Consider the following 13,397-nt stretch of genomic DNA (forward strand, 5'->3'; position numbering starts at 1 on the left):
CGAAGCCTTCTTCACCTTCGGATGACGCTTATGTCCAAGTTAAAACACGTACTGCTCCACTCCGCCGGCTGGCTGTTCTTCCTGAGCCTGCTGATGGGTCTCGCCCTGCTGTTGCCGGCGAGTACGTTCGACTCCGAGTCGAAGAATTTTATTTTCCTGATTGGCGCCGTCGGTATCTGGCGCTACTCGATGGGTGCTACGCATTTCTTTCGCGGCATGCTGTTCCTGTACGTGGTCTACCCCCACCTGCGCCGTAAAGTGCGCAAGCTGGGCAAGGCTGCCGACCCGTCCCATGTGTTCCTGATGGTCACCAGCTTCCGTATCGATGCGCTGACCACCGCGCAGGTCTACAGCTCGGTGATTCGCGAGGCCATCGAATGCGGCTTCCCCACCACCGTGGTCTGCTCGCTGGTGGAAATGTCCGATGAGCTGCTGGTCAAGAGCCTGTGGGAACGCATGAACCCGCCGGACCACGTCAAGCTCGACTTCGTGCGGATCGCCGGTACCGGCAAGCGCGACGGCCTGGCCTTCGGTTTCCGCGCCATCTCGCGCCACCTGCCGGACGACCGTGCCGTGGTTGCCGTGATCGATGGCGACACCGTGCTCGCCGAAGGCGTCGTGCGCAAGACCGTGCCGTGGTTCCAGCTGTTCGGCAACGTCGGCGGCCTGACCACCAACGAGTTCTGCGAAGTGCGCGGCGGCTACATCATGAGCGAGTGGCACAAACTGCGCTTCGCCCAGCGCCACATCAACATGTGCTCGATGGCCCTGTCCAAGCGCGTACTGACCATGACCGGTCGCATGTCGGTGTTCCGTGCCAACGTCGTGACTGACCCCGGCTTTATCGCCGACGTGGAAAGCGACTCGCTGCAACACTGGCGCCTGGGCCGCTTCAAGTTCCTCACCGGTGACGACAAGTCCAGCTGGTTCAGCCTGATGCGCCTGGGCTACGACACCTTCTACGTGCCTGACGCGGCGATCCACACCGTGGAACACCCGCCGGAAAAGAGCTTTATCAAGGCCAGCCGCAAGCTGATGTTCCGCTGGTACGGCAACAACCTACGCCAGAACTCCCGCGCCCTCGGCCTGGGTGTACGCCGCCTCGGCCTGTTCACCAGCATCGTGTTGTTCGACCAGCGCGTGTCGATGTGGACCTCCCTGCTCGGCCTGACCGTGGCCATCATCGCCACCTTCAAGTACGGCGGCGCGTTCATCCTCGCGTACCTGCTGTGGATCGGCATCACCCGCCTGATCCTGACCCTGCTGCTGTCGTGCTCCGGCCACAAGATCGGCCCGGCGTACCCGGTGATTCTCTATTACAACCAGATCATGGGCGCGCTGGTGAAGATCTACGTGTTCTTCCGCCTTGATCAACAGTCCTGGACCCGCCAGGACACCAAACTGACCCGCGATTTGGCCAGCTTTCAACGTTGGTTCAACACCTGGTCGTCTCGGACCATGACCTTCTCCGCCGGCAGCATCTTCGTTGCCGTGTTGCTGATGATGGTCTGACAGCCAAGCCTGAATTAACCAAGGAGCTATCCCTAATGAGCATAAACAGTCAAGTAAACGCCAACGTTGTCCACGAATCCGAAGCACAGCGCCAACATGCCCGGGTCAAAATCCCGGCCAAGCTGCGCTTCTTCAACACCGACCGCACCCAGACCGAAGCACGGGTGATCGACCTCTCGGCCGGCGGCCTGGCGTTCACCGCCACCCAGCCGTTGACCGTGGGTGAAGTGCACAAGGGTCGCCTGCAATTCGTCATCGATAACCTCGGCCTGGCCATGGATGTGGAGCTGCAGATCCGCTCCTACGACCGCCAGAGCGGCCGCACCGGTTGCCAGTTCCAGAACCTCGACGCCCAGGATATTTCCACCCTGCGCCACCTGATCACCTCGCACTTGTCGGGCGACATCGTGACCATGGGTGACGTGCTGGCGACCCTGCAACGCGACAACTTCACCAAGGCGCGCAAGGTCAAGGACGGCGGCAGCAACATGAGCGCCTTCGGCCGCCTGCGCGCCGTGACGTTCAGCCTGGCGATCTTCCTGGTCGGCCTCGCCGCGTTCGGGTTTGTCTTCAAGTCGGTGTATGGCATGTACTTCGTCAGCCACGCCCAGGCCGGCCTGGTGAGCGTGCCTGGCATGAACGTGACCATGCCGCGCGACGGCACCGTGCAAAGCCTGCTCAAGGGTGACGCGATTGCAGCCAAAGGCGCGCCACTGGCGACCTTCAGCACCAGCATGCTGGATGTGCTCAAGGGCCATCTGGACGAAGACCAACTGCAACCGGCCAAGGTCGAAGAACTGTTCGGCAAGCAAATGACCGGCACGCTCACCTCCCCATGCGATTGCGTGGTGGCGCAGCAACTGGTCGCCGACGGCCAGTACGCCAGCAAAGGCGATGTGATCTTCCAACTGGTGCCACGCGGCAGCCAGGCTAACGTCGAAGCTCGCTTTACCTATCGCCAGTTCGGTGACGTGCGCCCAGGTACCCCGGTGAGCTTCCAGGTGGCCGACGAAGAACAAGTGCGCACCGGCACCATCGTCAGCAGCACCAGCCTGAACAGCGCCGACCTGTCCTCCGACATCCGCGTCCAGATCAAGCCTGACGCCCCGCTGGACAGCGCCTACGCCGGTCGCCCGGTGGAAGTGACCAGCGACCGTGGCCCATCCCTGAACTGGCTGATCGATAAAGCCATGGCTGCAGGTCTTTAATCATGAGCGCCCTTCGAACCCTGCCGGTGCCCCTGGCGCTGGCCATCGCCCTCGCCGGTTGCGCCGGCCTGCCCGACCAACGCCTGGCCAATGAAGCGCTCAAGCGTGGCGATACCGTCACCGCGCAGCAGAATTACCAGCAACTGGCAGACCTGGGCTACAGCGAGGCCCAAGTGGGCCTGGCCGATATCCAGGTAGGCACCCGCGATCCGGCGCAAATCAAACAGGCCGAGGCCACCTACCGCGCTGCGGCGGATACCTCGCCGCGCGCCCAGGCCCGTCTTGGTCGCCTGCTGGTGGCCAAGCCAGGCTCCACTGAAGCCGAACACCATGAAGCCGAAGGCCTGCTGAAAAAAGCCTTTGCCAATGGCGAAGGCAACACCCTGATCCCGCTGGCGATGCTGTACCTGCAATACCCGCACAGCTTCCCCAACGTGAATGCCCAGCAACAGATCAGCAAGTGGCAGGCGGCCGGTTACCCGGAAGCCGGCCTGGCCCAGGTGCTGCTGTATCGCACCCAGGACACCTACGACCAGCATCTGGATGACGTTGAGCGCATCTGCAAGGCCGCGCTGAACACCACCGACATCTGCTATGTCGAGTTGGCCACGGTCTACCAGAAAAAAGCCGAGCCGGAAAAACAGGCCGAACTGCTCAAGCAGATGGAAGCCGGCTACAGCCGCGGCACCGTCACCGCCCAACGCGTCGACAGCGTAGCCCGCGTATTGGGCGACGCCACACTGGGCAAGACCGACGAGAAAACCGCCCAGGCCCTGCTGGAAAAAATCGCCCCCGGCTACCCCGCTTCCTGGGTCAGCCTGGCACAACTGCTCTACGACTTCCCCGAACTGGGCGACGTCGACCAGATGATGAAGTACCTGGACAACGGCCGCGCCGCCGACCAGCCGCGCGCCGAGCTGTTGCTGGGCAAGCTCTACTACGAAGGCAAGTGGGTGCCGGCGGACGCCAAGGCGGCCGAAGCGCACTTCCAGAAAGCCGTGGGCCGCGAAGTGGCTGCCGACTACTACCTCGGCCAGATCTACCGCCGTGGTTACCTGGGCCAGGTCTATTCCCAGAAGGCCCTGGACCACCTGCTGACCGCTGCGCGCAACGGCCAGAACAGCGCCGACTTCGCCATCGCCCAATTGTTTTCCCAAGGCAAGGGCACCAAGCCCGACCCATTGAATGCCTATGTCTTCAGCCAATTGGCGAAAGCCCAGGACACGCCAGAGGCCAATGACCTGGCCACGCAGCTCGAAGCCCCGCTCACACCAGAACAACGCGCCCAAGGCCAACGCCTGGTGCAACAGGAACTGGCCGCGCGCGGCACCCTGGCCCAGAGCGCACTGCAACTGCACGCCCTGGAAGAAGAAGACGGCGAGGAATCCCTATGAAGCTCAATCCATTCGTGCAGGCCGGCATCGGCCTGACCTTCGCCCTGCTGTGGTCGTGCCCGACCCTGGCCGCGCTGACCGAAGCCAAGAACTTCGGCCTGGAAGTCAAAGCCACCGCGCAGTCCGAAGATGACCGCGACCTCGGCACCCAGAAAGGCGGCGACGTCAACGGCATCGGCCTCGACCTGCGCCCGTGGATCTACGGCGAAAGCGGCAACTGGAGCGCCTATGCCATGGGCCAGGCGGTGGCTTCGAGCGACATCATCGAGACCGACACCCTGCAACAGTCGGCGGATGACGAAAACCAGCAAACCACCAACAACGACCGCAAGACCAAGAAAAACTACCTGGCCATGCGTGAGTTCTGGGTTGGCTACAGCGGCTTCACGCCCTACCCCGGCGAGATCCTCAAGCTCGGTCGCCAACGCCTGCGCAACGACGATGGCCAATGGCGCGACACCAACATCGAAGCGCTGAACTGGACCTTCGACACCACCCTGCTCAAGGCCAACGTCGGCGTCGCCGAACGTTTCAGCGAATACCGCACCGACCTCAAGGAACTGTCGCCCAAGGACAAGGACCGTCAGCACCTCTACGCCGACGCGTCCTACCAGTGGACGCCAGGCCAGTGGATTGGCCTGCGCGGCCACCACACCCATGACAACGGCAAGCTCGACTACCCGGAACCGGGCGTGGCCACCGACTCCCTGGACAAGCGCGAGAACGGTGACCTGACCTGGCTCGGCATCGAAGCCAACAGCGACGCCTACAACTGGCGCAACACCAACACCGTCAACTACTGGGCCAGCGTCACCGGCATGAAAGGCGACCGCGACTCGGTCAATGCCTTGAACGCCGACGGCACCCGCCCGACAGAGGCCAAGCGCAGCGATGACGTCAGTGGCTGGGCGACCGACCTGGGTATCCGCCTGCGTCTGGACCCGCAATGGCAAGTGGGTGCGGCCTATGCCCGCGCCAGTGCCGAGTACGAGCAGAACGGCCTGCAAAGCAACCGTTCGAACTTCACCGGCACCCAGTCCCGCGTGCACCGTTTCGGCGAAGCGTTTCGTGGCGAGATGAACAACATGCAGTCCATGAGCCTGTTCGGTTCCTGGCAGCTGCGCGAGGACTACGACGCCAGCCTGGTGTACCACAAGTTCTGGCGCGTCGACGGCAACAAGCCAGTCGGCAGCAACGGCATCGACGCCGTGCAGAACAACACCGATGACGTCACCGGCGCGATCCTGTCCAGCACTTCCCTGCCCCTTGAAGACGGCAAGAAAGACCTGGGCCAGGAGATGGACCTGGTCGTCACCAAGTACTTCAAGACCGGCCTGCTGCCAGCCGCACTCAGCCAGTCGATCGACGAGCCGTCGGCCCTGGTGCGTTTCCGTGCCGGTGTGTTCAAGCCAGGTGATGCCTACGGCAGCCAGGTCGACTCGTACATGCACCGCGCGTTTGTCGACGTGATCTGGAAATTCTGATGGGAGCCTGCGCAATGAATGCTCAAAGCCTACTCGTCGCGGCAATGCTGATGGCCAGTGCCACAGCGTTTGCCGATACGGCGGCCAAGGCGCCGACCATCGCCAAGGAACTGCAACAGGCCAAGACCTACACCATTTCCAGCCCGCCGACCGCGCCGCTGGAAATGGCCAAGCCAGCCCTGCCGGACCTGTCGGGCTACACCGCCGCAGCCATGGAAAAGAAGATCGTACGCACCAAGCCCGGCAAGATCAGCATCCGCCGCATGATGCAGGAAGACGCCCTGAAGGACTTTATCGGCGGCGACAACAAGATGGCCGAATGGGTGGTGCGTCAGCACGGTATTCCCCAGGCGATCTTTGTCGACGACGGTTACATGAACCTCAAGGACCTGCTCGGCAAAGTGCCCAAGCAGTACTTCAGCGAAACCTCGCCGGGCGTGTTCCTGGCCAAGTTGCCGATCGTGGTCGGCCGCAAGGGCATACTGGACATCGATAAAAACACCCAGGAACTGCGCCTGTCCCAGCAAGCCGGTTCGTTCCTGATCAACGACGGCCAGCTGTTTGTGCGTGACACCAAGATCACCGGTTGGGACGAAAAAGCCAACGGCCCGGCGCTGTTCAAGTCGCCCAAGGAATTCCGCCCGTTCCTGCTGGCCTGGGGCGGCACCGAGACTTACGTCTCCAAGACCAAGATGGCCAGCTTCGGCTATGCCAACAGTAAGTCGTACGGGGTGAGTATTTCCCAGTACACGCCGAACATGGCCAAGGTGCTCAAGCGCCCTGAGCCGACCGGCTGGATCATCGATTCCGAGTTCTCGGACATGTGGTACGGCTTCTACTGCTACGAGACCACGGGCTTCGTGATCAAGGGCAATACCTACAAAGACAACATCGTCTACGGCATTGACCCCCATGACCGTTCCCACGGCCTGATCATCGCGGACAACACCGTCTACGGCACCAAGAAGAAGCACGGCATCATCATTTCCCGTGAGGTCAACGACAGCTTCATCTTCAACAACCGCAGCTACGACAACAAGCTTTCGGGCCTGGTGATCGACCGTAACAGCGTGAACAACCTGATCGCCGACAACGAGATCTACCGCAATCACACCGACGGCATCACCCTCTATGAGAGCGGCGACAACCTGCTGTGGGGCAACAAAGTGATCAGCAACCGTCGCCACGGCATCCGCATACGTAACAGCGTGAACATCAAGCTGTACGAGAACACCGCCATGGCCAACGGCCTGACCGGCGTGTACGGCCACATCAAGGATTTGACCGACACCGACCGCGACATCGCCCTCGACCCCTTCGACGCCAAGGTCTCGCTGATCGTGGTCGGCGGTGAACTGGCGGGTAACGGCAGCGGGCCGCTGTCCATCGACTCGCCATTGAGTATCGAGCTGTACCGCGTATCGATGCTGGCGCCGACCAAATCCAGCGGCATCAGCTTCTCCGGCGTGTTGGGCGATCGTCAGGAAGAAATTCTCGACCTGCTGGTGCGCCAGCAGAAAGCCGTGCTGATCGACCCTGTCGAACGCCAGACCGAAATGCAGGACTGAGGATGACCCTTATGCACCCACACATGATCAAACTGCTGAGCCTCTCGGGTCTGACCCTCGGCCTGCTCGCAGCCAGCCAGGGCGTGCGCGCCGACGAAATCAAGGCCCCGACCTTCACCGCCGAACCGTGCTGCAGCCTGTGCCCGGCCGCCCACGACGCGAAGAACTACACCACGCGCTACCAGCAGAACTTCACCACCCTGGTCCAAGCCCAGGGCGACTGGCTGTTCCGTACCCAGGAAGACCTGCGCACCGAATTCGACACCACCCCGGCCGGCTACAAGCGCATGCAGCAGCTACACGATGCGTTCAAGGCCAAGGGCGTGGAACTGGTGGTGGTCTACCAGCCGACCCGTGGCCTGGTGAACCGCAACAAGCTCAACCCGGAAGAGAAAGCCAAGTTCGATTTCGACAAGGCCCTGGGCAACTACAAGACCATGCTCGGCCGTTTCGCCAAGATGGGCTACGTAGTGCCGGACCTGTCGCCGTTGACCAACGAACAACTGCCGGACGAATTGCCGGCCCACGACTTCTACTTCCGCGGTGACCAACACTGGACCCCGTACGGCGCCCAGCGCACGGCGAAAATCGTCGGTGCCAAGGTGCGTGCAATGCCTGAGTTCGCCGATATTCCCAAGCGCGAATTCGAGACCAAACGCTCCGGGCGCATGGGCAAGACCGGCACCCTGCACAACATGGCCGGGCAATTGTGTGGCACCAGCTACGCCATCCAGTACATGGACCAGTTCACCACCGAGCCGAAAGGCGAAGCCGGTGACGGCGACCTGTTCGGCGATTCGGGCAACCCGCAGATCACCCTGGTGGGCACCAGCCACAGCGGCAAGAACTACAACTTCGCCGGCTTCCTGGAACAGGAAATCGGTGCCGACATCCTCAACGTCGCCTTCCCCGGCGGCGGCCTGGAAGGCTCGATGATCCAGTACCTGGGCAGCGACGAATTCCAGAAGAGCCCGCCGAAAATCCTGATCTGGGAATTCTCGCCGCTGTATCGCCTGGACCAGGAGACCATCTACCGCCAGATGATGTCGCTGCTCGACAACGGCTGCGAAGGCAAGAGCGCGCAGATGAGCGCCAGCACCACGTTGAAACCCGGCAAGAACGAATTGATGGTTAACAGTTCGAATAAAGACCTGCGCAACGCCAACCATCAGGTTGATATCCGCTTCGCCGACCCCTCGGTGAAAACCTTGCAAGCCACCCTCTGGTACATGAACGGGCGCCACGAGGACATCAAGATCGAGAAACCCGAAACATCCGATACAGACGGGCGTTTCGCCTTTGAACTGCGCACCGATGAAGACTGGGCCTCGCAGAACTTGCTGGCCGTGGAAGTGCAGGGCCCCGAAGCGGGCGCTGCTGCGCAGAAGGTCGAAGCGAAAATTTGCACACGCAACGTATTCCCAGCGGGTGGTCAACAGACCGCCTCGACAGGGCAATGAGGTTACTTATGCAGAAGTTATTGATTCCATCGTTGCTGGGCCTGGCGATCTTCGCCGGTGCAGCCAACGCCGCCGCCCCGCTGCGTCCGCCCCAGGGCTACTTCGCACCGATTGAAGCGTTCAAGACCGGCGACTTCAAGAATGACTGCGATGCCATGCCCGCGCCGTACACCGGCTCGCTGCAATTTCGCAGCAAGTACGAAGGTTCGGACAAGGCCCGCTCCACCCTGAATGTTCAGTCGGAAAAAGCCTTTCGCGACAGCACCGCCGACATCACCAAGCTGGAAAAAGACACCAGCAAGCGCGTGATGCAGTTCATGCGCGACGGTCGTCCGGAACAATTGGAATGCACGCTCAACTGGCTGACCAGCTGGGCCAAGGCCGATGCATTGATGTCCAAGGACTTCAACCACACCGGCAAGTCCATGCGCAAATGGGCACTGGGCAGCATGGCCTCGGCCTATGTACGCCTGAAGTTTTCCGAGTCCCGCCCGCTGGCCAATCACCAGCAGGAATCGCAACTGATCGAAGCCTGGTTCAACAAACTGGCTGATCAGGTCGTCAGCGATTGGGACAACCTGCCGCTGGAAAAAACCAACAACCACTCCTACTGGGCCGCCTGGTCGGTAATGGCAACCTCCATCGCCACCAACCGTCGCGACCTGTTTGATTGGGCCGTGAAGGAATACAAGGTCGGCGCCAACCAGGTCGACGACCAAGGCTTCCTGCCTAACGAACTGAAGCGTCAACAACGTGCCCTGTCGTACCACAACTACGCGTTGCCGCCGCTGGCGATGATCGCCAGTTTTGCCCTGGTCAACGGGGTTGATCTGCGCCAGGAAAACAACGGTGCGCTCAAGCGCCTGGGCGACAAAGTGCTGGCTGGGGTCAAGGACCCGGAGATCTTCGAACAGAAGAACGGCAAGGAGCAGGACATGAAGGACTTGAAGCAGGACATGAAATTCGCCTGGCTCGAACCCTTCTGCACCCTCTACACCTGCGCCCCGGATGTGATCGAGCGCAAGCATGGCATGCAGCCGTTCAAGACCTTCCGCCTCGGGGGTGACCTGACCAAGGTCTACGACCCGACGCATGAAAAAGGCAACAAAGGTTCCTGAGCAAACTCGGTTAGAAATGTGGGAGGAGGCAAGCCCCCTCCCACAGTTTGAGCCGGTTTCGTCAGTAGGAATGTTGTACCGCCCTCCCCGTCTTTTCGTGGGGGGTTTGGGGGGGCTCTGGCCCTTGACTGTTGGTTAAACATGGAGAGATCGGGATGGTTTTCTCGTCCAATGTGTTCCTGTTTCTGTTCTTGCCGATCTTTCTCGGCTTGTACTATTTGAGCGGGCAACGCTATCGCAATCTGCTGCTGCTGTTGGCCAGCTATGTGTTCTACGCCTGGTGGCGAGTGGACTTCCTGGCGCTGTTCGCCGCCGTCACGCTGTGGAACTACTGGATCGGCCTCAAGGTCGGTGCCGCCGGCGTGCGTACCAAACCGGCCCAGCGCTGGCTGCTGCTCGGCGTGGTGGTCGACCTGTGCATCCTCGGCTACTTCAAGTACGCCAACTTCGGTGTCGACAGCATCAACGTGATGATGAAGTCGGCGGGCCTGGAGCCGTTTATCCTCACCCACGTGCTGCTGCCGATCGGGATCTCGTTCTACATCTTCGAGTCCATCAGCTACATCATCGACGTGTACCGTGGCGATACCCCGGCGACCCGCAACCTCATCGACTTCGCAGCGTTCGTGGCGATCTTCCCGCACTTGATCGCCGGCCCGGTGTTGCGTTTCCGCGACCTGGCCGACCAGTTCAATAACCGCACCCACACCCTCGACAAGTTCTCCGAGGGCTGCACGCGGTTCATGCAGGGTTTCATCAAGAAGGTCTTCATCGCCGACACCCTGGCGGTGGTGGCCGACCACTGCTTCGCCCTGCAAAACCCCACCACCGGCGATGCCTGGCTGGGGGCGCTGGCCTACACCGCGCAGTTGTACTTCGACTTCTCCGGCTACAGCGACATGGCCATCGGCCTGGGCTTGATGATGGGTTTCCGCTTCATGGAAAACTTCAAGCAGCCGTATATCAGCCAGTCGATCACCGAGTTCTGGCGCCGCTGGCACATCAGCCTGTCCACCTGGCTGCGTGACTACCTGTACATCACGTTGGGCGGCAACCGTAAAGGCACGCTGACCACCTACCGCAACCTGTTCCTGACCATGCTGCTCGGTGGCCTGTGGCACGGTGCGAACATCACCTACATCGTGTGGGGTGCCTGGCACGGCATGTGGCTGGCGATTGAAAAAGCCATCGGCCTCAACACCGCGCCACGCAGTTTCAACGTCCTGCGCTGGGCCTTCACGTTCCTGCTGGTGGTGATGGGCTGGGTGATCTTCCGCTCCGAAAACCTGCACGTCGCCGGCCGTATGTACGGTGCGATGTTCAGCTTTGGCGAGTGGTCGCTGTCGGAACTCAATCGCGCCAACCTCACCGGCCTGCAAGTGGCAACCCTGGTGGTGGCGTACGCAACGTTGGCGTTCTTCGGCCTGCGCGACTTCTACACCAACCGCCCTGCGGAAAAAACCAAGCCGGCCGACCCGAGCCTGATCAAGGCCGTGCCGGGCGACAACCCGGGCAGCATCCACGAGCCAGGTTTCACCGTTGGCCGTGACGCTGCCGTGCAACCGGCCTACTGGACCGCTGACTGGCCACGCTACGCCATGCGCGCTGCGGTGCTGCTGCTGTTCGTGGCGTCGATTCTCAAACTGTCGGCGCAGAGTTTCTCGCCGTTCCTTTACTTCCAATTCTGAGGGAGCCGACCATGACCCGTTCATTACGCGTCCTCTATATCGGCCTGTTTCTGGTGGTGTTGCTGGCCCTGGGCGCTTGGTCGCTGCGCAGTTTTCTGGGCTTCAGCACCAACGCCGACGCGACCGTGCTCAACGGTCGCTGGACCAAGGCCGTCGAGACCCATTACGACGAGGAGTTCCCGATCAAGCGATTGGGCACCAACCTCTGGGCTGCGCTGGACTACAAGCTGTTCAATGAAGGCCGCCCTGGCGTGGTGCTGGGCCGCGATCACTGGTTGTACAGCGACGAAGAGTTCAACCCCGCCGTCAACGAAGACCAGAACCTTGAGGGCAACTACGCGCTGGTCGAAGGCGTACGCCAGAAGCTCAAGGCCCAGGGCATCCAGTTGGTGATGGCGATCGTGCCGGCCAAGGTGCGCCTGTACCCGGAACACCTGGGTGAAGTGAAACCGGCGAGCATCCACGCCAACCTGTACCAGGACTTCCACGCCCGTGTCGCTGCCGACAAGATCATCGCTCCTGACCTGCTCGGCCCGCTGCAACAGGCCAAGCTGGGCGGCAAGCAGGTGTTCCTGCGCACCGACACCCACTGGACCCCGGACGGCGCCGAAATCGCTGCCAAGCAGTTGGCTAAAACCATCGCCGCCAAGACCCCGCTCCATGGCGAGCCGCAGCGCTTTGTCACCGAGGCCGAGAAGACCGAGCCGCATAAAGGCGACCTGCGTCTGTTCCTGCCCCTGGACCCGCTGTTCGAAAACCTGATGCCGCCGAAAGAGCCGCTGGAAAAGCGCGTCACGCACCTGGCCGAAACCAAAGGCGACGACGCGCTGTTCAGCGACAGCGAAACCCCGGTGGCACTGGTGGGCACCAGCTACAGCGCCAACCCCAACTGGAACTTCGTCGGCGCCCTCAAGCAAGCCCTGGGCAGCGACGTGGTCAGCTACGCCGAAGACGGCCACGGCCCGATCCTGCCGATGCTCAGCTACCTGAAAAGTGACGACTTCAAGAACAGCCCGCCACAGGTGCTGATCTGGGAGTTTCCTGAACGCTATCTGCCCGTGAACAACGAAATCGGTGATGCCGACCCATCGTGGGTTGCGCAACTTAAACAAGCCGGTTCGCGCCAACAAAACATGGCACTGAACACCCCAGCTAAAAACCCAAAATCCGAGACGCCCGACCGGGCGCAAAACTGAAAGAGAGGTAACTCACATGACTTTCACTACTACTCCGCGTCGTCTCGCTAAGACTCTGGCCCTGGCTGCCGGTATGAGCTTGGTATCCCTGTCCGCCTTCGCCGGTGACGCTGCCTTGTACGGCCCAGTCGCACCGAAAGGCTCAAGTTTCGTGCGTGTCTACAACGCCTCCAACCAGGAAGTCAGCGCGACAGTCGGCAGCACCAACCTCAGCGAAGTGGCCCCGCTGGCCAGCAGTGACTTCAGCTTCATGCCCGGCGGCGACTACAGCGCCAAGATCGGCAGCCAGACCGTGCCGGTCAAACTCGCGCCGGATCACTACTACACCCTGGTCAACAACAACAGCGGCCAGCCACAACTGATCGAAGAACCGCCGTTCAAGAACAAGCAGAAATCCCTGGTGCGCGTGCAGAACCTCAGCGACAAGGCCCTGACCCTGAAAACCGCCGACGGCAAGACCGACGTGGTCAAGTCGGTGGCCGCCAAAGGCCGTGGCGAGCGCGAAATCAACCCGGTGAAGGTCAGCCTGGCGCTGTATGACGGCGACAAGAAAGTCGGCGACGTCAAGCCAGTGGCCCTCGAGCGCGGTGAAGCAGCGGTGCTGTACGTCACCGGTTCGGGTTCGAGCATTTCGCCAGTCTGGGTAAAACGCCCGGTGTCGACCCGCTGAATGAATTTTCCGGGTCGGCTGCGGCCGGCCCGGACACGAGACAAAAACAAGAGTGAAACGACAAACCTTCGTAGCTCTGACCCAAATTGATTCAAGGAG

Annotated in this window: 10 protein-coding genes; all 10 read left to right on the forward strand. The window is 61.4% G+C overall.

Translation table 11 applies throughout. The features are described from left to right. The first annotated feature begins 30 nt into the window (after nt 1–30). Entirely contained in the window at nt 31–1,512 is a 1,482-nt protein-coding gene (gene alg8, locus AD670_RS10320; protein ID WP_053131348.1) for a mannuronan synthase, read from the forward strand. Between the two features lie 41 nt (nt 1,513–1,553). Next, entirely contained in the window at nt 1,554–2,720 is a 1,167-nt protein-coding gene (locus tag AD670_RS10325; RefSeq protein WP_053131927.1) for an alginate biosynthesis protein Alg44, read from the forward strand. A 2-nt stretch (nt 2,721–2,722) separates the two neighbouring features. Continuing rightward, nucleotides 2,723–4,114, forward strand: coding sequence for an alginate biosynthesis TPR repeat lipoprotein AlgK (gene algK, locus AD670_RS10330; RefSeq protein WP_053131350.1), 1,392 nt, complete (start codon nt 2,723–2,725; stop codon nt 4,112–4,114). After that, on the forward strand, nt 4,111–5,598 hold the full coding sequence (locus AD670_RS10335; RefSeq protein ID WP_053131352.1) for an alginate export family protein: 1,488 nt from the start codon (nt 4,111–4,113) through the stop codon (nt 5,596–5,598). Before algK ends, AD670_RS10335 begins: the two co-directional genes overlap by 4 nt. Further along, nucleotides 5,598–7,166 carry a mannuronan 5-epimerase AlgG gene (algG, locus tag AD670_RS10340; RefSeq protein ID WP_053131355.1) on the forward strand — a complete coding sequence of 523 codons (1,569 nt, stop codon included), beginning with the start codon at nt 5,598–5,600 and terminating at the stop codon, nt 7,164–7,166. Before AD670_RS10335 ends, algG begins: the two co-directional genes overlap by 1 nt. 11 nt (nt 7,167–7,177) lie before the next feature. Continuing rightward, on the forward strand, nt 7,178–8,626 hold the full coding sequence (locus AD670_RS10345) for an alginate O-acetyltransferase (protein WP_053131930.1): 1,449 nt from the start codon (nt 7,178–7,180) through the stop codon (nt 8,624–8,626). Nucleotides 8,627–8,634: 8 nt separating this feature from the next. Continuing rightward, nucleotides 8,635–9,744 carry a mannuronate-specific alginate lyase gene (locus tag AD670_RS10350; protein ID WP_082340950.1) on the forward strand — a complete coding sequence of 370 codons (1,110 nt, stop codon included), beginning with the start codon at nt 8,635–8,637 and terminating at the stop codon, nt 9,742–9,744. 155 nt (nt 9,745–9,899) lie between these two features. Further along, the gene (locus AD670_RS10355) at nt 9,900–11,432 is read left to right on the forward strand and encodes an MBOAT family protein (protein WP_053131362.1); all 1,533 of its coding nucleotides are present in this window, start codon (nt 9,900–9,902) and stop codon (nt 11,430–11,432) included. 11 nt (nt 11,433–11,443) lie between these two features. Beyond that, entirely contained in the window at nt 11,444–12,628 is a 1,185-nt protein-coding gene (locus AD670_RS10360) for an alginate O-acetyltransferase (protein WP_053131365.1), read from the forward strand. Between the two features lie 16 nt (nt 12,629–12,644). Continuing rightward, nucleotides 12,645–13,298 (forward strand): alginate O-acetyltransferase AlgF, encoded by a 654-nt coding sequence (locus AD670_RS10365; RefSeq protein WP_053131368.1) that lies wholly within the window; start codon nt 12,645–12,647, stop codon nt 13,296–13,298. Nucleotides 13,299–13,397: the final 99 nt, after the last annotated feature.

Source organism: Pseudomonas sp. MIACH (genome assembly GCF_001269925.1).
In the GTDB taxonomy this organism is placed as follows: Bacteria; Pseudomonadota; Gammaproteobacteria; order Pseudomonadales; family Pseudomonadaceae; genus Aquipseudomonas.

Excerpts from the sequence above, each read along its gene's own strand:
- AD670_RS10360 (WP_053131365.1), top strand. The coding sequence starts at position 11,444 with ATGACCCGTTCATTACGCGTCCTCTATATCGGCCTGTTTCTGGTGGTG.
- AD670_RS10345 (WP_053131930.1), top strand. The coding sequence starts at position 7,178 with ATGCACCCACACATGATCAAACTGCTGAGCCTCTCGGGTCTGACCCTC.
- AD670_RS10350 (WP_082340950.1), top strand. The coding sequence starts at position 8,635 with ATGCAGAAGTTATTGATTCCATCGTTGCTGGGCCTGGCGATCTTCGCC.
- AD670_RS10335 (WP_053131352.1), top strand. The coding sequence starts at position 4,111 with ATGAAGCTCAATCCATTCGTGCAGGCCGGCATCGGCCTGACCTTCGCC.
- alg8 (WP_053131348.1), top strand. The coding sequence starts at position 31 with ATGTCCAAGTTAAAACACGTACTGCTCCACTCCGCCGGCTGGCTGTTC.
- AD670_RS10365 (WP_053131368.1), top strand. The coding sequence starts at position 12,645 with ATGACTTTCACTACTACTCCGCGTCGTCTCGCTAAGACTCTGGCCCTG.
- algK (WP_053131350.1), top strand. The coding sequence starts at position 2,723 with ATGAGCGCCCTTCGAACCCTGCCGGTGCCCCTGGCGCTGGCCATCGCC.
- AD670_RS10355 (WP_053131362.1), top strand. The coding sequence starts at position 9,900 with ATGGTTTTCTCGTCCAATGTGTTCCTGTTTCTGTTCTTGCCGATCTTT.
- algG (WP_053131355.1), top strand. The coding sequence starts at position 5,598 with ATGGGAGCCTGCGCAATGAATGCTCAAAGCCTACTCGTCGCGGCAATG.